The following is a 20,029-nucleotide window of genomic DNA, read 5'->3' on the forward strand; positions in this document are numbered from 1 at the left end:
GTCGTTCCGGCTTGCCCTGCCCTACGCCATATCGAACCACGGCATGTAGCAGCGGGCGCTCGGCTGGAACCGGCATGGCTCGCGAAAACGTCAGCCCAGGCATACAAATTGCTGACAGCTAAGCGGGGAATATCCAACGTGGCGGCATCGCGTCTGCCTGATTCAACCCGCGATGGATCGAGTCTGTGCGCTCACCAGGATGAACGACGCAATAGATCAGGAAACCTTAATGCAATGACGGACATCACTCGATAAGCGGGGATACATGAAACGGCTGCGAATTGGCATTCTAACGCATATTAAACATCCGATTCGCCAGCCGTTCTCCGGTGGGCTCGAGGCGTTTACCTACGATGTCACGATGGCACTGAAGGAACGCGGCCATGACGTGACCCTGTTTGCAAGCTCCCATTCGGCACCAGAACTCGAACACACATCGATTCTCAGCGATGACAACTACGGCCCGCTCGGGCTGGATACACGCGGTAAGAAAGAAGCCTATTTCCGCGAATATCTCGACGAGCACCTTGCGTATATGCAATGCATGCAAGGTATGGACGCCCACCGTTTCGACGTCGTGTTCAACAATTCGCTTCATTACGTTCCCATCACGATGGGCGGTCTGATCGAAACCCCGATGCTGACGGTGCTTCATACACCGCCCTTCTTCGAACTGACTAATGCATTCGCTGCGCTGCGCCCCAAAGCGGCGCAGCGTATTTGCACCGTCTCGCATGCCAACGCCGACCGGTGGTCGGCGTTGGTTGGGGAATGCGATGTCATCCACAATGGCATCGATCTGTCTTCATGGGCGCCGAATGCGATGCCGAAAGGGCAACGCGCGATTTGGTTCGGAAGAATTGTGCCGGACAAGGGCCTGCATCACGCAATCGACGCGGCAAAACTTGCCGGCGTACCACTGGACTTTGCCGGACAGGCCAACGATGAAGCGTATTTCCGAGATCAAATCGCCCCGCGTCTGGACGACAATGCGGTGTACCTGGGACATCTCGGGCGAGAAGCGTTGGTAAAGCGCGTGCAGCACGCGGCCGTCTGTGTCGTATCGCCATGCTGGGACGAGCCGTTTGGCTTGGTCGTCGCGGAAGCGCTCGCCTGTGGTACGCCCGTGGCAGCGTATCGGCGAGGTGCATTGGCCGAATTGCTGACGCCGGAAACGGGTGTTTTGGCGAAGCCCGACGATATCGCCGCGCTTGCCCGCGCGATACAGGAAGCAAGGACGCTCGATCGCACGGCCTGTCGCCGCCACGCCGAGATCCATTGGGGCCGGGAAACCATGCTGGACAATTACGAGAGGCTGCTGCACGAGACCGCCGTTGGCGGGGCGGTCCATGTCTGACGTCCGCATTGCCTACTATGCGCACCATCACGGCAGCGGGCATGTGCGGCGCGCGCTAGAGATCGCTCGACACTTACACGGGCCCATCACGATTTTCACCAGCGCCGCGCCGCCAGACGACGCGTCATCGACCGTGGACATCGTGCACCTGCCTATAGACGTCGACGGACGAGAACACGAATATGCGGTTTCAGGATTGCATTACGCGCCACTAGCCGTCGCGGGGATCGCACAACGCATGGCGGTCATGGCCGATTGGTTTCGTGATAACTGGCCCTGCTTGTTGATCGTCGACGTATCGGTCGAAGTGGCACTACTCGCCCGTCTATGCGCGGTGCCCACCGTTTATATAAGACAAAACGGGATGCGCACGGACCTGCCGCACATGTTGGCCTATTCGACGGCAAGCCTGCTGCTGGCGCCTTTCCCAGAATCCTTTGCGCAAGCCCGCACCAACGACGAATGGCGCGAAAAGACGCTGTATTCGGGATTCATATCGCGGTTCGACTCATGCGCGATGACCGACGCGTCCGTGCCGCAAACGGTGGCTGTCCTCATCGGTCATGGCGGCACCGCTTTAACGGCCGCGCATCTGCGCGCGGCCGCCGAGGCCACGCCGGATTGGCAATGGACCGTTCTCGGGCCGGTTCGGGACGTTCCGTTGTACGATTATCCCGAAAACCTCCGCTTCATGGGCGTCGTCGCGTCGCCCGGCGATATTTTAAGACAGTCATATGTCGTCATCGGCTCCGCTGGCGACAACGTCGTCGCTGAAATGGCGTCGCTGCAGGCGCGATTCATTTGCTATGCGGACGAGCGACCGTTTAACGAGCAGATTGCGACCTCGGAAATTCTGGAACGTCTTGGCCTCGCCGTGTATTGCCGCGCCTGGCCTGAGGCGGCAGCATGGCCTGCCTTGCTCGCCCGCGCGGCGGCGTTCGAACGCGACGCTTGGCAGGCACATGTCGCTCACGGTGCGCGCACCGCCGCGACGGCGATCGAACAATGCGCCGAACGGGTATGGCGCGAGACCTTGTCGAGGCCCGCATGCTCAGTGTCTTGACCCTCGTGCACGGCCGGGCGCAGCACCTCGTCAATCTGATCAGGGGCCTGGAACAGGGCGTCGTCCCCCCGAACGAACTCGTCATCATTCACATGAACGAAGCGGCGGCGCCTCGGGAGTCGAAGCGTTTCCCGATTATTACGAGAACCCTCGACACAGCGCACGCCCGCTTGCCGCTTGCTGCAGCACGCAATGTTGCGGCGGCGACGGCGCGTGGAGACCATCTTGTGTTCCTCGACGTCGACTGTATCCCCGCTCCGTCTTTCGTCGCGACACACCGCGCCGCGCTCCGGCGCGATCCTGCCGCCATTCACCAAGGCTGTGTTCGCTATCTGCCCCAAGCCATCGACTTCGAGATGGAGACGATCGATAGTCTGACAGCGCTATCGTCACTGCATCCGCTTCATGCCGACCGAATCGATGGCGCTCCCGTCCCCTACCCGCTTTTCTGGTCCTTGAATTTCGCCTGCCATCGCGACACCTTTTCTCGCGCCGGCGGATTCGACGATGCCTATCGGGGATACGGCGGCGAAGACACCGACTTCAGCTTTTCCGCTCGGGAGAAAGGGATCCGTCTGCTTGGCTCCGCGGCCCTCGCTTTCCACCAGCATCACGCATCGTACGATCCGCCATTGAACCACTTCGCCGACATCGTCGAGAACGCACGGCGATTTCGCGAAAAATGGCAGGAATGGCCAATGCTCGGCTGGCTGAACGCTTTCGAGGCACGTGGCTATATTCATGTCCGGGGCACCGACATCGACGTGCATCGCGCACCCACTGCCGAAGAAATCGCATCCTGCCTCTGTTCGGATGCACCCCACTGACTGCAAACGTTGCGCTGCGACACGCACGAAACCGCGCGCTCGACGGTTGTGCGCATGCGATTCCGTCTGCCGCATTTCTGCTGAAGAGCCCAATATTGCGCGATGGCACACGCGTTGCTGGGGATAACGGGCGGTGATCCAACGCACGATTCGACGACACGGAGAAGGGATATGAAAGCACTCGTCTGGCAAGGAAAAAAAGACATCCGATATGAGACGGTACCCGACCCTGTTATCGAGGCCCCACGAGACGCCATTATCAAGATGTCTTGTTGCGCGATCTGCGGCTCGGACCTACATCTTTTCGACGGCTTCATGCCGGGTATGAAAGGCGGCGATATCATGGGCCACGAGTTCATGGGCGAAGTCGTGGAGGTCGGCAAGGAGGCCAGCAATTTGAAAGTCGGCGATCGCATCGTGGTGCCCTTCACGATCACCTGCGGTGAATGCGACCAATGCAAGCGCGGAAATTTCTCCGTCTGCGAGCGCACGAATCGAAACAAGGAAGAAGCCGATAAGGTATTTGGGCACACCACAGCGGGGCTGTTCGGCTACTCGCACCTTACCGGCGGCTATGCCGGCGGACAAGCCGAATATGTGCGCATCCCCTTCGCCGATTCGACCCATGTCAAGATTCCCGAAGGGTTAACCGACGAGCAAGTCCTCTTCCTCGGCGACTTATTTCCCACAGGCTGGCAAGCAGCGGTTCAATGCGACATTGTCCCAACCGACACTGTCTGTATCTGGGGCGCGGGCCCTGTCGGTCAAATGGCGGTCCGGAGCGCCATGATCCTCGGAGCGAAGCAAGTCGTCGTCATCGACTGCGTTCCGGAACGTCTTGCGATGGCCTCGGCGGCGGGCGCGATCACGATCAACTTCAAAGACGAAAGGGTCCTTGATCGGCTGAAGGAATTGACCCAGGGCAAGGGGCCGGAAAAATGTATCGATGCGGTCGGCATGGAATCGCACGCAACACGATCGCTCGATGCGCTGTACGACCGCGCCAAACAAGCGGTCATGCTCGAGACGGACCGTCCGCACGTATTGCGGGAGATGATCTATGTGTGCCGCCCAGCCGGCACCTTGTCCGTCGCCGGGGTCTACGGCGGGTTAATCGACAAGATTCCCTTCGGCGCGGCCATGAACAAAGGGCTGACTTGGCGGATGGGGCAGACACACGTGAAACGGTGGACGGACGATCTGCTGCAGCGGATCCGTTCCGGCCAGATCGACCCATCGTTTGTCATTACGCACACAGTATCGCTCTCCGAAGGCCCCGAAATGTACAAAACCTTTCGTGACAAAGAAGACGGCTGCATCAAAGTCGTACTGAAGCCGTAGCGATTATTCTCCCTAACCCGGCACGGTCTGTGCCGCGGTGTCACGCTGGCCCGTGACGTGCGCTTCACGTCGCGCGCGCAAATCCACGCCTCACCGGAATCGGCCACTATGCCGATTTCGTCATTTTTTTATTTTATTTCCGCTAGCATCGGTTCGGTCGGTAGGTCAATCTAGCGACATCGAGTCGGGCCCCTTTCGGAGACCAGCATGGAAGGCATCGATGACGCACGTCGCTTAGCCAATTCGTCGTCGGGCGCGCCGCCCGGAGGCGCGGATGACGCCGCGACGCGTGGCTTCGCGTCCGCCCTTTACGACAAGATGCCCGATACGCTGGCCGCGATACTGGACACGCTGACGTTCGTCATGCCCTTGCTCGATGTCGTGCCAAACGTGGTCTTCTTTGTAAAAGATCTGGATGCGCGCTATGTGGCGGCCAATCTGACGTTGGCCACGCGCTGTGGGCTCGATCGTTCCGAAGGCCTGTTGGGGAAAACCTCGGAGCAGGTGTTTCCCAGCCAATTCGGCAAGGTATATACCCAACAAGATCAAGACGTCATTCGCCACGCGAGAACGATCAGCGATCAGTTGGAAATGCACCTGTATCCGGATCGCGAGCCGGGCTGGTGCATGACGCACAAACGTCCGATCTGCGACCGCGACGGGCGCGTGGTCGGCCTCGTCGGTATCTCCTGCGACTTGCAGGCGGCCACGCTGACGCATCCTGCCTATGCGCGTCTTGCCGGTATCGACGATTTCTTGCGCGAGAATCTCTCGCGCACGATTCCGATGTCGGAACTGACCGCCATGACCGGATTGTCTATCTCGCAATTCGAACGGCACTGCAAGCGGATCTTCCATTTGACGCCGCGTCAGATGCTGCACAAATTTCGCTTGGAACGCGCCACGGCGTTGCTCGCGACCTCGGAGTCGATCACGAATATCGCCGCGGCGTGCGGCTATTCCGACCATAGCGCATTCAGCCGGCATTTCAAAAACATGACCGGTATCTCGCCCAGCCAGTTCCGCCTTGCGCTGCCCAAGGCGCCGTCGGAAAATAAATGAATCAGACGAAGATGGCGCAAACGCCGTCCGACGGTGCGAACGGCACGGCCGATGTCGTGATTGTCGGGGCCGGCATCATCGGCTTGGCCTGTGCCTGGTCCGCTTTACAGGACGGCGCACGCATCACCGTGATCGATCCCGACTTCGAAGGCGATCGCACCTCGCACGGCAATGCAGGCGTGATCGCCATGTCCGACAGTACCCCGATCTCCGTGCCGGGTGTCTGGCGGAAAGTGCCGAAATGGCTGATGGATCCGCTCGGCCCGCTATCGCTCGACTGGAAGCATCTACCGCGCGCGCTACCCTGGTTCATGGCGTTTCAGAAAGCCAGCGGTCGACAGCGTTTTACCGAGATATCGCACGCGCTGGCGGCGCTGCATCGACGCACCTATCGCGACCTGCTGCCGATGCTGGGCGATGCCGGCGCATTGCCGATCCTGCATCGGCGCGGTGCCCTATTGCTTTATGAGACAAAAGCCGCGTTCGAGGCCGATGCCGAAGAATGCCGTTTCAAGCAAAGCCTGGGCGCGAAGTTGACGGTCATGTCCGCCCGCCAGGTGCGCGACATGGAGCCGGCTCTGGCGCCGGTATTCCAACACGGCGTATTCCAGGAAGAGTGTGCCCACGTCGGCGACCCGCGCGAGATCGTGACCTTGCTGCGCGCGCGCGTTCGTGCGCTCGGCGCGCGTTTCGTTCCGGGTCATGTGCGGGCGGTGATGCCGTCGGAGTACGGCGCGTCGGCCGCGCTGGAGGACGGCACGCGCGTATCGGGTCGTCACGTCGTGGTGGCAACCGGCGCATGGTCGGCGGGCCTGGCGGCCGGCGTCGGCGACGCGGTCTTGTTGGAAAGCGAACGCGGCTACAACACCACCTTGCCCGATGCGGGAATCCACCTGTCGCGCGAAGTCGTTTTCGCCGAGCGTAAATTCGTCGCGACGCCGCTGGATATCGGCTTGCGTATCGGCGGCGCGGCCGAATTCGCCGGCTTGCGCGCGCCACCGAACTATCGCCGCAGCGACGCGTTGTTGGCATTGGCCAAGACGTTTTTACCGGGCCTGCGTGACGCCGGCGCCGCTAAATGGATGGGGCACCGCCCCTCGACGCCGGACTCGCTTCCGGTGATCGGTTGCTCGCCTAAAGCCGCGTCCATCGTCTATGCCTTCGGTCATGGACATCTCGGACTGACGCAGTCGGCCACCACCGGCGCCTTGGTGGCCGACCTCATCGCCGGCAGAACGCCGGACGTGCCGATGGCCCCTTATTCGATAGCGCGGTTTGCGCGTTAGCGGCAAGCGTCGACGCGAACCCGGCAAAGACGATCCCTGAAGACATTGGAGATACGGAACGTGATAGTAGTGGATTCTCACACGGGCGGTGAACCGACCCGTCTCGTCATCGACGGCGGTCCGGACCTCGGCTCGGGACCGATAGCGGAGCGCCTCGCACGCTTTCGCGACACGTTCGATCATATCCGCGCCGGTGTGGTGAACGAGCCGCGTGGTTCCGATGTCATGGTGGGCGCGCTCCTGCTCGAACCGCATGATGCGGCCTCCACGGCAGCCGTGATCTTTTTCAATAACGTCGGTTTTCTCGGCATGTGCGGGCACGGCACGATCGGCCTGATCGTCTCGCTTGCATGGCTCGGCAAGATTCAAGCGGGGACGCATCGCATCGAAACGCCGGTCGGTATCGTCGATGCGATATTGCACGAAGACCGGAGCGTGACGGTACGCAATGTACCGGCTTATCGTTACCGGCAAAACGTCGAAGTCGAGGTGCCCGGCCATGGGCGCATGCACGGGGACATCGCATGGGGCGGCAACTGGTTCTTTCTCGTTGCCGATCACGGCCAAGCGCTGAACGCACAGAATGTCGAAGTACTGACGGCGGTCGCGTGGACCGTCAGACAAGCGTTGGAACAAAGCGGCATCACCGGCGAAGACGGTGCGCTGATCGATCACATCGAGTTTTTCGCCGACGTCGACGTCCCGGGAATCGATAGCCGTAACTTCGTGCTGTGCCCCGGCAAAGCATACGATCGCTCGCCTTGCGGCACCGGTACCTGTGCGAAAGTGGCCTGCCTCGCTGCCGATGGTGCACTCGCCCCCGGCGCGGTATGGCGTCAGGAAAGCATCATCGGCAGTGCCTTCGATGTGCACTACGACCTTGCGACGGATCTGCCGCCGCATCAGGTGCGTCCCAGTATTCGGGGAACGGCGCACGTCACCGCCCGGTCGGAACTCGTCTTTTCGGATGACGATCCCTTTGTGTGGGGCATCCCGCAATAACGCTTTCATATCCCGTGTCACGCGTCGTCTCGAAATACGCCGACGCGTCGCGCGGACAAGCTTGATTTTTGAAACCTCGTGAACGCGCGTGCGCGTCACGTCTGACAAACCTCGCATAAGGAGGCGGTGAACGACGATGGGCCATTCTATTTTTACTGGCTGTATTCCGGCATTGATGACGCCTTGTACGTCGGATCGGACGCCCGACTTCGATGCGCTGGTGAGCAAAGGGCGCGCCCTGGTCGCGGCGGGCATGCGCGCCGTCGTCTATTGCGGCTCGATGGGCGACTGGCCGCTTTTATCGGAACAGCAGAGGCAGGAGGGCGTGGCGCGCCTGGTCGCGGCAGGCGTGCCGACCATCGTCGGTACCGGCGCCGTCAACTCCAAGGAGGCGGTGTCGCACGCGGCGCATGCCGCGCACGTGGGGGCCCAGGGCTTGATGGTCATTCCGCGTTTGCTGTCCCGCGGTAGCGCCGCGAGTGCGCAGAAAGCGCACTTTTCCGCGATATTGAAAGCGGCCCCGGCATTGCCCGCCGTCATCTACAACAGCCCGTATTACGGCTTCGCCACGCGCGCCGACCTGTTCTTCGCCTTGCGCGAGGAGCATCCCAATCTGGTCGGCTTCAAGGAATTCGGTGGCAGCGCCGACCTGCGCTACGCGGCGGAGCATATCACCTCCGGCGACGACGCCGTCAGCCTGATGGTCGGCGTCGACACGCAAGTAGTGCACGGATTCGTCAACTGCAATGCGACGGGTGCGATCACCGGCATTGGCAACGCCTTGCCGCGCGAAGTGCTCCACCTCGTGTCCCTCAGTCAGCAAGCGGCGAAGGGCGATGCGAACGCGCGTCGCCTGGCACTGGAATTGGAGGGTGCACTGGCCGTCTTGTCTTCCTTCGATGAAGGGACGGATCTGGTCCTGTACTACAAATATCTGATGGTCCTGAACGGCGACAAGGAATATACGCTGCATTTCAACGAGACCGATGCGTTGAGCGATGCGCAACGACGCTACGCGGAAAATCAATACACGCTGTTCCGTCAGTGGTACGCCGATTGGTCGGAGTCGCTCGCCAAAGCGTAAGCCCGCGACCGTCGCCATGGCCACCGGTCTGGCTAAGCGCGCGTCCGGCCACGAACAGCCGGGGCCCCTGCACCAGGCCGCGCGCGACCGCCTGCTTGAGCGGCAGTCCCGCGCCGCCGGCATCGCGCACCGTCGTGAACCCGCGGCGCAGGATGTCGCGAGTCGCGACAGTCCTTAGATGACCGATGCGACCGACCCGATCAGCTCGCGTAACCACTGCTGTGCAGGATTGGCATCGTTACGCCGATGCCACATTACATGAAATACAATTTCAGGAAGTACGAGCGGAGGCGGTAGCAGCGCGAGCTTCCGCGCGGCCGACGACTGAAGCGCCACCCGTTTCATGACGGTGGCCGTCAGATGTGTTCGAGCGACCACCGCAGGTACGGCAAACATATGCGGCAGCGTCAGCGCGAGGTGACGTTGCTTGCCCTGCTGCGCCAGCGCTTCATCGACCAAACCATGTCGCTGCCCTTCCGGCGACGCCAATACGTGCGATAAAGAGAGATAGGTCTCCATGTCCATCGCACGGCGCGCAACCGGATGCGTGCTGGAGACGATCGTCACGAACGCGTCGCTGAAAATCGGGCGCGTCAAAATCCGCGCCTCCGAATACGTCGGGGGCACACCCACCGCGGCGTCGATCACTCCGGCGTCGAGCAGATCGACAGCATCGTCTCGATTGTTGAAGGCATGCACATTGATCGTCATGCCAGGCGCCTGCTCCGCCATCTTTTCGAGAAGCATCGGCAACACGACGAACGCCGAGTAGTCTGACATGCCGACGTTGAGCGCGAGCGTCGCATCGGACGGCGTAAATCCCTCTCCTTTCAACAACGTCGCGCCTATCTGGCGCAAGGCCTGCGCGATCGGTTCCGCCAGCTCGCGCGCACGCGGCGTCGGTAGCAAGCCGTCGGCACTTCGCAGAAATAGCGGGTCGTCCAGTAGTGTGCGCAGCCGCGACAATGCCGCGCTCATCGCGGGCTGACTGACGCCAACGTGTACTGCTGCTCGCGTGACGTTGCGCTCGGTCATCAACGCATCGAACGCGGCCAGCAGGTTCAAATCGATGCCGTGATAATCCATAAATCAAATAATGTTGTATACGGTCTATTTGTTGGACAGATTTTACGGGGAATCGCACACTGGCGTCAGAGATCACGAAATACAGGGAGATAGCGATGAACGGCAACGGTGTGAATGAAGTGGAACGGCTGCGCATCGAACGCGCGGCAGTGGAGACGCTGTATCGCGCTTTCAGCGAACAGAACCCCGATCTGGTTGACGGGGTGTTGGATCCGGCATGGGACGATATTCCGTTAGCACCGGGGCAAGAGCCCGGGCCGGAAGGCATCAAGACGATCATCCGCAGCCTCGGTGCGGCCTTTCCCGATGTGCGGATCGTCATTCACGACATGATTCAGGTGCCCGGGCGGATCGCGGTGCGCGCCGAGATCACGGGGACCCATCAAGGCGAATTGTTCGGCATCGCGCCCACGGGAAAACGCGTGGGCTTCCGTCTTCATGAGTTTCACACCTTGGACGGCGGGCGTGTCACTACAACCTGGCATATGGAAGATTGGTTTGGCCTCTTCCAGCAACTCGGCGAATTTCCGAGACAGGCGTAGGCATTGGGCTAACGCCGACGCCCCTCAGCGATCGGTGTGAGTTACACCGATCGGGCAAGGTCGATGGCGAATTTACGCTTGATGACCAATGCAAGGGCAATGGTGAATACGAAATGGGACATGAATCCGCCAATGATGACATTGGGATCGAAGTAGTCCGGGTGATTGTTTGAGCTGATGCTGATGGCAACATGCATCGCGATCCACGCTATAACGCCATAGAACAAGGCGATAAACGTCGCCTCGTAGCCGCGCCGCTGAAAATAAGGCCAGATCGCCGCGAAAAGCACGCCCCACGCAGAGGCAAACGTAAAGTGAATGGCGGTCCCAAGGATGTACGCCCAGATACCCAACGCGTCTTGAACTTGTTTCCCAAAAACCAGCCCCGTGGCGTTACGCGGAATTCCCCCCATCGGCATGAGATGTTGCACGCTCACCCAGACAATTGCCTCGTAAATCCAAATCATCACCGCCCCGACGAGCCCTCCAGTAATGCCGGCGACCAGCATCGTCCGATGGCTTGACCACGATTTGCTTCCTGACGCGTTAATCCGCGCTGTCGACTCCATACTTGAAGGGCTGGCCATCGCGTTCTCCTGAGTAGGCGATCCGTTTCCATCCGCGCTGCCGCCGGGAGGGGAAAATACGGATTTGGTATCCCAAAATTGGGATGAGGAGATAGTAAAGCACTCCTAACGCCACGGAAACGGGGTTTACCATGCTCGGGAAAAACGTTTTGGGATCCTATAGCGGGCACGCGCATTCTTACGAAACGTAATAATCATCCGCTTATATGAATCGATAGCTCGCGCCTTGCGGTTCGGTCTCAGAGAGGTACACGGTCGTTGCGAAAAGCGGCAGGGTTATGCGAATTCCACGACCACGTAGCGGCGGGAGAAACGGTAATCCCAATCTGTCGTCAGCTATCGATCATAATGGCTGACAAATAGAGCGCTGAGTAAGCGAGGTCCGCTTCGTGAAAAGCCTCTGGACACCTGAGTCTGCGTTCTAGCCTCGACGCGCCTCGCTGATGACATTAGTATCAACTAAATACATTGGGCGCCGCTTGATCCGTGCTTAGGCGCTCGAAGTCTTCGTCACGCCCGACATTTGGCATCGACGCCAGCACATCCGCGAAACTCCGGCGTTGCGGGTGCCCCAGTACTTCAGCAAGGATTTCACGATGTTCGGCCTCCGCACTGCGCCCGTTCGCTATTGCCCGAACCCGTAGCGCGTCAACGAGTGAGTCATCCAGATTTCTCACGACAAGTGATTTCACTATCGCCTCCATCACAAAACCATATCATGTGCATAGCATTGATATGATCGACGTGCAATCATTTTCATATCAATTGGTTTTGCCGCCGCATCGAGTAGAGGTGGCACGACCTATTTCAAGCACGCTAAGCTGGCCGTGCTGCTGGAGCACATCAAGAAGTGATCCCATGGATCTCAGGGCGCACGGCCAATCCCGATTCCGCGTACGTCGGATAATCGGTAAATCCCGCTTCGGCGCCGCCGTAAAGCGTTGCCGGATTGACGGCGTTCAGTGCCCAGCCGTTCTGCAGCCGCTCAGGCAAATCCGGATTGGCGATGAAGGGGCGGCCGATCGCGATGAGGTCGGCGAGACCCGCCTCGACCAAGCGCGCACCGCGTTCCGCCGTGTACCGTCCGGCATAGATGATTCGGCCGCTGAAGGTGCGACGCACTTCCTGACGAAAGGCTTCGGGCAGATCCGGCGCGTTGTCCCAATCCGCCTCGGCAATCGACACATACGCGACGCCTGCTTCTTCGAGCACGTTGATCGCCTCGATATACGTTTCGTGCGGATCGTCTTCCACCAGTCCGATGTAGACGCGATCCTGATCGGTGCTGGTGAACAACGGCGTGAAGCGCACGCCGAGTCGGTCCGCCCCGACGGCGTCGCTCACGGCCTGAACGATTTCACGCAGGAAACGTAAGCGATTCTGCAACGACCCACCGTATTCGTCTTCACGATGGTTGGCGTGTGCGGAAATGAATTGGTTCACCAGATAGCCATTGGCTGCGTGGATCTCGACGCCATCGAACCCGGCACTGATCGCGTTCCGCGCGGCCTGTGCGTATAGCGCGACCAATTCCTTGATCTCGGCAACGGTCAACGCACGCGGGGTGGACGGCTCGACCAGCGTGCCGGCGCCCGGCGCCGTTTCGATAAACGCCTTCACCTTTTTCGCGGGTATCGCGGAAGGAGCGACGGGAGCGCCACCCTGGGGCTGCAAAGCCGTATGCGATACGCGTCCAACATGCCAGAGCTGAGCAAAGATGATGCCGCCCTTTTCGTGCACCGCAGCCGTTACATGGCGCCACCCCTCTATCTGCGCAGGGCTGTAGATGCCCGGCGTCCACGCATAACCCTGTCCACGCGGTTCGATTTGCGATCCTTCGCTGATCATGAATCCCGCCGTAGCACGCTGCCCGTAATAGCGCGCCATCAGCGCAGTTGCAACGTCGCCGGGACCACTTCGCTGGCGCGTCAGCGGCGGAAGCACCAAGCGATTCTTCAAATCGTATCGACCAAGCTTCAGGGGCTGGAATAGAGAATGTTGGCGCATCACTTCGTTATCCTATGTACTATGTTTTTAAAAATACACCGGCGATTCCAAACACGATTACTCATGCAACCGTGCTGAAAACACTGGTGCGGCTATCGGTTCGATTTTTCATAAACCGAAAGCAAGCACCGTTTGCGACCAATGCAAGGATCGATGCATCGCAAGTCCTCATTGGACGCCTTGATTGCCTTGCCCTTTTGCTATTCTCGCTTCCGCTGCTTCGATCCCGGCCGGATAGTTGATATCTTTTTGGGACGGATTGTAGCCAGCCTTCTGCAGCTGAACGATTTCTGCCCGCAAGCTGGCACGCGTGACGGGCGCCGTCGACTGTGCGAAAGCCAATGCCGGGACAGCGAAGCTGGCTGCGAGGATGCTGCTGACGAATACTTTTTTCATGATCGATACTCCAATATTGATACGTGCTTGTAGAAGGGGGATAACAAAACCGAGTGCATTCCAGACTTCAATCGCGGTGCTCATTTTTACCTCGTCGATGCGGCGCCGATTTGCCCGTTCGACGCGCTGCCCAGCACCACAGCCGACACTCCGGGCGTGAGCGCCACTTTGGCTTCGGCTGCCTGCAGGTTTGCCGGGTAATTCGGATCGGGATTCGCCGGGTTATAACCGGCCTTTTCCAACAGCGCCAACTCATGGATGAGGCCGGCGTGCGTCACCGGCGATGAAGCTTGTGCGAATGACAGCGCGGGGGCGGCCAAGAAAGCGGCGACCAAGGTCGCGCGGATAACATTGCGGTTCATGATTTCACGTCCTTTTTAAATTGACGAAACAGGGCTCTCGTGACTCTTTAGAGTAGACCAGTCGTCTAGTAACGGTGTAAAAAAACGAGCACTACCGACGCTCTTCCGTATTAAACATGAACGTCTTAGTCCTCGTTGCCTGCCTTGCAAGGCATGTTTCAAACCGTGCTGCAGTGAACGTAATGTAACGCAAATTAGACCGGTCGTCTACAATTTTTTCATTGGGCGGCGTGATGTCTCCGAACGGGGCACTCTTCGAGGGCCGCCCAGCGGCCACTGGGCGGGAATGGGCGACCGCGCCCCGGCCGGGCCCTCTATACCAGCAAGCCTCGCTGACGCAGCATTGGCGCGACATCGGGATCCCGCCCGCGATAGGCGCGATACGCCGCAGCGGGATCAATCGTGCCGCCGCTGCTGTAGACGTCGCGATGCAGGCGCGCCGCGACGGCGCGATCGAAGGGGTCTTTCGCTTCGGTGAACGCAGCGAAACCATCGGCCGCCAATACGTCCGCCCACATATAGACGTAGTAGCCCGCCGCATAGCCATCGCCGGCAAAGAGATGCTGAAAGTGCGAGAGGTGGTGACGCAGGCCGATATCGTCGGGCACGCCCAACCGTCGACATTGCGCGCGCTCGAAGGCGGCGATATCGATCGACTCACCCTCGGGTAACGCATGCAAGGCCATGTCGATCAGCGCCGGCGCGACGTATTGGATCGTACCGAAGGCCTGGTCGAAGCGACGGGCAGCGGTGAGTCGTGTCAACAAGGCAGCGGGGATGGGCGCGCCTGTTTGCCAATGGGTCGCGTGACGCAACAGCACTTGCTCGTCTTGCGCCCAATTCTCAAAAATCTGAGAGGGAAATTCGACGAAATCGCCAGGCACATTGGTTCCGGCCAGTCGCTCGTATCGGGCGTTGGACAACAAGCCGTGAAGTCCATGTCCAAACTCATGGAACAAGGTAGTGACGTCGTCGAAGCTCAGTAACGAGGGGCTGCTCTTGGCAAAGTTATTGTTGTTGATCACGATGGGCAACGTGCCGCCGTTCAATCCCGACTGCGACCGGAACACGCTCATCCAGGCGCCGCTGCGCTTGGTCTGGCGCGCGAAGTAGTCGCCGATAAAGATGCCGATCAGCTTGCCTTCTCGATCTGCCACCTCCCACAGTCGCGCGTCCGAATGGTAAAGCGGGACATCGGTGCGTTCGGTAAACTGGATACCGAAGAGGCGCGAGGCGCAGTCGAACGCGGCGTCGATCATCTTCTCCAGCGAGAAGTAGGCCTTTACTTCGGCGTCGTCGAGATCGAAGTTGGCTTGGCGGACCTTTTCCGCCAGGTACATCCAATCCCAGGCGGCGATCGGCGTCGGCTCGCCTAACTGCTTCGCCATCTCCGTCAGCGCGCGACGGTCTTCTTCTGCTTTGTGCAAGGCAGGCGCCCATGTCCGTTCGAGCAACGCTCTCGCGGCATCCGGCGTGCCGGCCATACGGTCGCTCACTTGAAAATCCGCGTACGTCGCATAACCCAATAGCGTGGCCATCTGCTGTCGCAGCGCGATGATTCGCGCGGCGACCGGCCGATTGTCGTGCGCGCCGTCATGCGCGCCACGGCTGACCCGCGCGCGCCACAGCCGCTCACGAAGATCGCGACGTGCGGAGAAGGTCAGGAAAGGCTCTGCTATCGACGGCGATAGCGTGACGACCCGACTACCCGCAGGGAGGCCGCGCGCCCGAGCCGCCTCCACCGCCACATCGATCATTGAGGCGGGAAGTCCCAGGAGATCGTCGGGGCCGTCCAGCGGCAGGACGAAAGCGGATTCATCGAACAGCACGTTCTGGCCAAATTGCGTGCACAGGCTGGCGAGGGTCTCGGCATGCGTCGCATAGAGCGCTCTGGCTGGGCCCGATAGATTCGCGCCAGCGCGTACGAAGTCGCGGTGGATGCGCTCGACAAGACGGCGCCCTTCCCCACTCAGCGCCAAGCTATCCAATTGCGCATGGAGATCTTGAAAACGCGAAAAGAGCGCTGCGTTCAGAAAGATGGCATTGCGATGCGCCGCCTGCAACGGGGCCAGATCGCGTTCGATCTCTTGCAATTCGGGCGACGTTTCGCTGGCAGTCAGGTTATCGAACATCAGCGAAATACGATTCAGCAATCGGCCGCAGCCATCGAATGCGACCGCCGTGTTCTCAAAGTTCGGCGGTGCAGGATTCGAGGCAATCTCGTCCAGTTCTTTCAGATGCGCCCGCATGGCGACATCGAACGCCTGCGGGAAATGAGCGGCCTTGACCGTCTGAAAGGGGGGCAACGCATAGGGTGCCGTCCAATCGGCGAGGAGAGGGTTCGAGGTCTCGGACACGGTACGCCTTGCTGTAGAAATGGATATATCCGGCAAGGATACACCTGCCATCCAGACTTACGTCCGATTGCGATCCGCGTGGTACGTGTCGCGCCGCGGCCGGTGCGGCCGCAGAAAAAGCCAGGCCTGAAAGACCGTCAATCGAATGGCGTGTGGCGTCAGATGCCCACCACGTCTTCTCTTCTGATAAGACTTGGCGCGTTTTGAAAAACGCTTCCGAGTGTCCCTCTTTTTTTGCGCGAAAACTGTACTAGACCGTTTTTACAAGGTCTTCCCCGAGTATATGTATCGGCATGCTGATTTTTCTAGAGGGACATTGACGTCGCACCATAAAACAATTTCACACAAGCGCGTACGACTGCCAATTATCGCGCTTCGCGGAGGATCCGCCGTCTGTCACGTGATCGGATTGTGCGGCCGATCGCTGACGCGGCGCCACGCGCCACCGCGACCAATCAGGTTCGCGCCCACCTTGCCATGCTGTGCGCCGTAACAGTGGCAGCCCTGCTCGCGGCATGTCTCGTGCCCTTCGGCCAAGTTCAACCATGCCCCGACACTGGCCTCCATATCGGCCCACAGTCCCGGCTGCTGCATACTCCAATGCGCGCAACGGTGTGCCAACACGTCCACGATACCCAGGCACGGTCCGGCGTAAATGCTGACTTTCTCCATCTGCCTGACGATCTCGGCGATCTTCACCGACATCGCCAACGCTTCAGTACACGACGCAATCGCCGTGGTGTCCCCCAAGGCCTTGATCGCCTCGGCCGCCTTGGTGAAATGCAGCATTAGTTTAGGCAATAGGTCCACTGCGGACGCGCCCGCTTCGCGGATCTGTTCCGCCGCATGGGCTTCCACAAGTTTGTGGCTCAACAGGCTTGACTGAATGGCGACGCCATCCGCCCCTCTCAAAACATTCAAACCAATCGTGCTGCCCACGCCGGCCGCGGACGCCGTGCCTTTCAACGCGCTCTGGCCCAGCTTCGACACCGCGCTAATATCGCCGATATACGCGCTGAAAATAGAACCCATCGACACCAATTCGGCTGCTACTGCCGTGGCCTTCTGGGCGCTGGTGTTCCGCGTGTTCCAATGCGCCATCCGTCGGCGTGCGCGATTGAAATAGCCGGGACGATCCACCTGTTTCCACACGGCGTTCAACATCGCCGTCAACCGTTGCTGCACCGATGCATCCACTGACGCTGCCGCATTCGCGCGCTGACGTGTCTGCCCCAAGTCCGCACTATAGTTCCACGTACTGTCGCTGGACGGTGCCATCTCGCCAACCAAGTCTTGACGCGCCGATTGCATTGCCTCGAGTAGCTCGTCGATCTTGACGGCATTCGGCAAGCCGGGCGCATGGATCACCGGTTCGAGAACGGCGGACAGCGGTGTAGTCACCGTGCGATACCGTTTCATCAAGTTCGTGGCGGTCGACTTCAGCGTTAATCCCGTGAACGGTGCATAACAGACATCGTCGTCCTTGCGCGCCGGACAACAGATGCTCTCCGGATGACTCTTGAACCATTGCCGCAACGCTGCAGCCATCGGCGCTTCGGCGGCCGCCCAATTGGTGGCGAGTTTCGAATACTGATCGAGATAGAAGATCAACAGGTCCAGCACCGGCAACGTGTAGTTGCGCACTTTATCTGCGTGGTGCACATAGCGCGCCATGGCCTTGGCGTAATTGATCGCTTCTTCACAGTTCTGAAACGACTCGACCGCCGTACGTTGGAGGTCCTTGCTGATGCCGTCCATCATCCGGTAGTGGTCGATCGCACGGCGTAGCGAATCGCTGGCCTCGACGGTGAGGTACGCACCAAGCTCCCGGCCTTTAGCGGCTTCCGCCGCAGTGTAATTTTGCAACCAGCGACGATTGTCTCGGCCATAGTCCTGACCGATTTTTTCGATTGCCGTCTTCAGACCATAGGAGGCCGCGCCGATCGCCAACAGTATCGGAATCGCCAAGCCGCCCGTCACCGCCGCGGCGGCGCCAACGCCCACCGACACCAATACCGTGACCGCGATGCTTGCGGCCCCGGTGCGCGTCATCGTCTCGATCGCGACCGTACCCTTGTTATACAAAAAATTCTTAATGCTACCGGTGTGCGCTTTCTTCACCATCTCGAAAGCATCCAGCATGATGGCACGGGCAGAGCGCTCGGCGACTTCGGAGGAAAAAGGCATGGCATCTCTTTTAAACGCGACTGCGATCTTATCGTTCCTCGCTCCATCCGCGAGAACGCCGCGCTATTGTTACCAAATGAAATATGTTTATTCCAGCGAATTCTACGAGGGCTTACCCTAGCGACTTCAATACGACAAATTTCAGAGTTGAGCCGAAGATAGGATCGCACTCATGCGCCAACCGTTTTCCTGGCCAATTTGAATAAACTTGTTTCGGCAATTAATAAACAAATCGCCGCAGTGTCATCGGTCGTTCTGACCTACGACTGCCGCGATATTTTGCGCGCTAAGGTCTGTCGCATCCGTCAATTTTACAAGGTGTTGCAAAAATAATACAATCGCGATACCACTGCGAACCACCCGTTGGCAAAGCGGAGAGCGTAGCAAAGGGATGGGGATCCGCTTGACAATGCGTCTCAACGTGAGAGGTATCTTTTACCGAACGTATTTTTTTTGCAGCTTTGTTCTTTTTCCGAATACGAATCTTTACATACAAACTTCGCACCGCGCCGAAACCAAGTGGAAAGTCTCAAAAATTTCACGCGCGCGAATTAAATTTCGCTATTATCCGGTCGTTGAGCGTCATTAAGTAGTGCGTCAACACTGTAATCGCGCATTGAAACAAACGTTGGACCTAAATCCGAGATGCTTTAGCGACGATACGGGACCCGCGTAACGAATTTTCGCCATTCCCAGTGCCGTGTGAGCGACAGAATGGTGCAAAGCCCTTGCCCGTTTGCTCTGTCATACGCTTTACACATTGTTGCCCTACAAACAGCAACGCGCGAGCGGATAAGATCACCCGATCCTTCGTTTCGGCGAATCGTAGTTATTTTGATAACGATATGACGCAGCGTTTCGATGTCCAGTCATTCGTTATCCTCAAGACCTCAGCAATTGAAACGTCGTTTTTTCATATCAAGTTCGCGATTGGAGAAGAAGGATGCCTAACAGCTTGCAACACTGGGTTGGTCGAAATCGCCCGCCGCGCGTACAAATCACCTATGACGTTGAGCTTGGCGACGCCGTCGAGAAGCGTGAACTGCCGATGGTTGTCGGCATTTTGTCCGACTTGTCCGGCAAGCCGTCGCAGCCGCTGCCCAAGTTGAAGGAAAGGCGCATGGTCGAGATCGACCGCGACAACTTCAACGAGGTCATGGAAAAGATCAATCCGCGTCTCGAACTGACGGTACCGAACACGATCGCCGGCGATGGCACCGTGCCGGTTGCCTTGTCGTTCAGCAATATGTCGGATTTCCATCCGGACGCGCTGGTGCAACAAGTACCGCGCCTGGCGAAGCTTTTGGAAGCACGGCAACAATTGCGCGACCTGCTGGCAAAGCTCGACGGTAACGACGAATTGGATTCCTTGCTCGAAAAGATCGTGGGCAACGTGGATGAGCTGAAGAAAGTCAAGGATGAGGCCAACGCTGGCGCGCCGACGACCGCTACCGCTGAACCGTCACCTGCAGCCTAACCCTAC

The 20,029-nt window shown here is 59.2% G+C and carries 18 protein-coding genes; 10 read left to right on the plus strand and 8 right to left on the minus strand.

Annotation, left to right across the window (positions count from 1 at the left end; translation table 11 throughout):
- Window positions 1-265: 265 nt before the first annotated feature.
- The 8 genes from ABEG21_RS17595 to ABEG21_RS17630 all read left to right on the plus strand — a co-directional run bounded on the left by ABEG21_RS17595 (window position 266) and on the right by ABEG21_RS17630 (window position 9,022).
- Window positions 266-1,357, plus strand: coding sequence for a glycosyltransferase family 4 protein (locus ABEG21_RS17595; RefSeq protein WP_347557920.1), 1,092 nt, complete (start codon window positions 266-268; stop codon window positions 1,355-1,357).
- A complete protein-coding gene (locus ABEG21_RS17600; protein WP_347557921.1) occupies window positions 1,350-2,420 on the plus strand; it encodes a hypothetical protein in 1,071 nt (356 codons plus the stop codon). The genes ABEG21_RS17595 and ABEG21_RS17600 overlap by 8 nt, the downstream gene beginning before the upstream one ends.
- Window positions 2,405-3,247 carry a glycosyltransferase family 2 protein gene (locus tag ABEG21_RS17605; RefSeq protein ID WP_347557922.1) on the plus strand — a complete coding sequence of 281 codons (843 nt, stop codon included), beginning with the start codon at window positions 2,405-2,407 and terminating at the stop codon, window positions 3,245-3,247. Before ABEG21_RS17600 ends, ABEG21_RS17605 begins: the two co-directional genes overlap by 16 nt.
- Before the next feature lie 171 nt (window positions 3,248-3,418).
- Window positions 3,419-4,588: a zinc-dependent alcohol dehydrogenase gene (locus tag ABEG21_RS17610; protein WP_347557923.1), complete on the plus strand. Its 1,170-nt coding sequence runs from the start codon at window positions 3,419-3,421 to the stop codon at window positions 4,586-4,588.
- A gap of 207 nt (window positions 4,589-4,795) precedes the next feature.
- Entirely contained in the window at window positions 4,796-5,650 is an 855-nt protein-coding gene (locus ABEG21_RS17615) for an AraC family transcriptional regulator (protein WP_347557924.1), read from the plus strand.
- The gene (locus ABEG21_RS17620; RefSeq protein WP_347557925.1) at window positions 5,647-6,936 is read left to right on the plus strand and encodes an FAD-binding oxidoreductase; all 1,290 of its coding nucleotides are present in this window, start codon (window positions 5,647-5,649) and stop codon (window positions 6,934-6,936) included. The genes ABEG21_RS17615 and ABEG21_RS17620 overlap by 4 nt, the downstream gene beginning before the upstream one ends.
- 51 nt (window positions 6,937-6,987) lie before the next feature.
- Window positions 6,988-7,938 carry a 4-hydroxyproline epimerase gene (locus ABEG21_RS17625; protein ID WP_347558072.1) on the plus strand — a complete coding sequence of 317 codons (951 nt, stop codon included), beginning with the start codon at window positions 6,988-6,990 and terminating at the stop codon, window positions 7,936-7,938.
- Window positions 7,939-8,074: 136 nt separating this feature from the next.
- Window positions 8,075-9,022 (plus strand): dihydrodipicolinate synthase family protein, encoded by a 948-nt coding sequence (locus ABEG21_RS17630; RefSeq protein WP_347557926.1) that lies wholly within the window; start codon window positions 8,075-8,077, stop codon window positions 9,020-9,022.
- Window positions 9,023-9,196: 174 nt separating this feature from the next.
- Here ABEG21_RS17630 and ABEG21_RS17635 read toward each other — a convergent pair whose 3' ends face one another.
- On the minus strand, window positions 9,197-10,108 hold the full coding sequence (locus ABEG21_RS17635) for a LysR family transcriptional regulator (RefSeq protein ID WP_347557927.1): 912 nt from the start codon (window positions 10,106-10,108) through the stop codon (window positions 9,197-9,199).
- 95 nt (window positions 10,109-10,203) lie between these two features.
- On the opposite strand from ABEG21_RS17635, the gene ABEG21_RS17640 reads away from it, so the two are divergent.
- On the plus strand, window positions 10,204-10,650 hold the full coding sequence (locus ABEG21_RS17640; RefSeq protein ID WP_347557928.1) for an ester cyclase: 447 nt from the start codon (window positions 10,204-10,206) through the stop codon (window positions 10,648-10,650).
- Between the two features lie 41 nt (window positions 10,651-10,691).
- Here ABEG21_RS17640 and ABEG21_RS17645 read toward each other — a convergent pair whose 3' ends face one another.
- The 7 genes from ABEG21_RS17645 to ABEG21_RS17675 all read right to left on the minus strand — a co-directional run bounded on the left by ABEG21_RS17645 (window position 10,692) and on the right by ABEG21_RS17675 (window position 18,546).
- The gene (locus ABEG21_RS17645) at window positions 10,692-11,237 is read right to left on the minus strand and encodes a hypothetical protein (RefSeq protein ID WP_347557929.1); all 546 of its coding nucleotides are present in this window, start codon (window positions 11,235-11,237) and stop codon (window positions 10,692-10,694) included.
- Window positions 11,238-11,692: 455 nt separating this feature from the next.
- Entirely contained in the window at window positions 11,693-11,929 is a 237-nt protein-coding gene (locus tag ABEG21_RS17650; RefSeq protein ID WP_347557930.1) for a DNA-binding protein, read from the minus strand.
- Window positions 11,930-12,080: 151 nt separating this feature from the next.
- Entirely contained in the window at window positions 12,081-13,244 is a 1,164-nt protein-coding gene (locus tag ABEG21_RS17655; RefSeq protein WP_347557931.1) for an alkene reductase, read from the minus strand.
- Between the two features lie 168 nt (window positions 13,245-13,412).
- Window positions 13,413-13,724, minus strand: a complete 312-nt coding sequence (locus ABEG21_RS17660) for a DUF4148 domain-containing protein (protein ID WP_347557932.1) — start codon at window positions 13,722-13,724, stop codon at window positions 13,413-13,415.
- Between the two features lie 2 nt (window positions 13,725-13,726).
- Complete coding sequence (locus ABEG21_RS17665; protein WP_347557933.1) at window positions 13,727-14,002, minus strand: DUF4148 domain-containing protein; 276 nt, start codon at window positions 14,000-14,002, stop codon at window positions 13,727-13,729.
- A gap of 314 nt (window positions 14,003-14,316) precedes the next feature.
- Entirely contained in the window at window positions 14,317-16,359 is a 2,043-nt protein-coding gene (locus ABEG21_RS17670) for a M3 family metallopeptidase (protein WP_347557934.1), read from the minus strand.
- Between the two features lie 396 nt (window positions 16,360-16,755).
- Complete coding sequence (locus ABEG21_RS17675) at window positions 16,756-18,546, minus strand: hypothetical protein (protein ID WP_347557935.1); 1,791 nt, start codon at window positions 18,544-18,546, stop codon at window positions 16,756-16,758.
- A 943-nt stretch (window positions 18,547-19,489) separates the two neighbouring features.
- Here ABEG21_RS17675 and tssB point away from each other — a divergent pair.
- A complete protein-coding gene (tssB, locus tag ABEG21_RS17680; protein WP_347557936.1) occupies window positions 19,490-20,023 on the plus strand; it encodes a type VI secretion system contractile sheath small subunit in 534 nt (177 codons plus the stop codon).
- The last annotated feature ends 6 nt before the right edge of the window (window positions 20,024-20,029 follow it).

The sequence above is a fragment of the Robbsia sp. KACC 23696 genome, assembly GCF_039852015.1.
GTDB lineage: Bacteria > Pseudomonadota > Gammaproteobacteria > Burkholderiales > Burkholderiaceae > Robbsia.

Bases quoted from the DNA above. Each gene is read 5' to 3' on its own strand.
- ABEG21_RS17630 (WP_347557926.1), top strand. From the start codon at position 8,075: ATGGGCCATTCTATTTTTACTGGCTGTATTCCGGCATTGATGACGCCT.
- ABEG21_RS17605 (WP_347557922.1), top strand. From the start codon at position 2,405: ATGCTCAGTGTCTTGACCCTCGTGCACGGCCGGGCGCAGCACCTCGTC.
- ABEG21_RS17595 (WP_347557920.1), top strand. From the start codon at position 266: ATGAAACGGCTGCGAATTGGCATTCTAACGCATATTAAACATCCGATT.
- ABEG21_RS17600 (WP_347557921.1), top strand. From the start codon at position 1,350: ATGTCTGACGTCCGCATTGCCTACTATGCGCACCATCACGGCAGCGGG.
- ABEG21_RS17645 (WP_347557929.1), bottom strand. From the start codon at position 11,237: ATGGCCAGCCCTTCAAGTATGGAGTCGACAGCGCGGATTAACGCGTCA.
- ABEG21_RS17620 (WP_347557925.1), top strand. From the start codon at position 5,647: ATGAATCAGACGAAGATGGCGCAAACGCCGTCCGACGGTGCGAACGGC.
- ABEG21_RS17660 (WP_347557932.1), bottom strand. From the start codon at position 13,724: ATGAGCACCGCGATTGAAGTCTGGAATGCACTCGGTTTTGTTATCCCC.
- ABEG21_RS17665 (WP_347557933.1), bottom strand. From the start codon at position 14,002: ATGAACCGCAATGTTATCCGCGCGACCTTGGTCGCCGCTTTCTTGGCC.
- ABEG21_RS17635 (WP_347557927.1), bottom strand. From the start codon at position 10,108: ATGGATTATCACGGCATCGATTTGAACCTGCTGGCCGCGTTCGATGCG.
- ABEG21_RS17640 (WP_347557928.1), top strand. From the start codon at position 10,204: ATGAACGGCAACGGTGTGAATGAAGTGGAACGGCTGCGCATCGAACGC.
- ABEG21_RS17615 (WP_347557924.1), top strand. From the start codon at position 4,796: ATGGAAGGCATCGATGACGCACGTCGCTTAGCCAATTCGTCGTCGGGC.
- tssB (WP_347557936.1), top strand. From the start codon at position 19,490: ATGCCTAACAGCTTGCAACACTGGGTTGGTCGAAATCGCCCGCCGCGC.
- ABEG21_RS17610 (WP_347557923.1), top strand. From the start codon at position 3,419: ATGAAAGCACTCGTCTGGCAAGGAAAAAAAGACATCCGATATGAGACG.
- ABEG21_RS17655 (WP_347557931.1), bottom strand. From the start codon at position 13,244: ATGCGCCAACATTCTCTATTCCAGCCCCTGAAGCTTGGTCGATACGAT.
- ABEG21_RS17675 (WP_347557935.1), bottom strand. From the start codon at position 18,546: ATGCCTTTTTCCTCCGAAGTCGCCGAGCGCTCTGCCCGTGCCATCATG.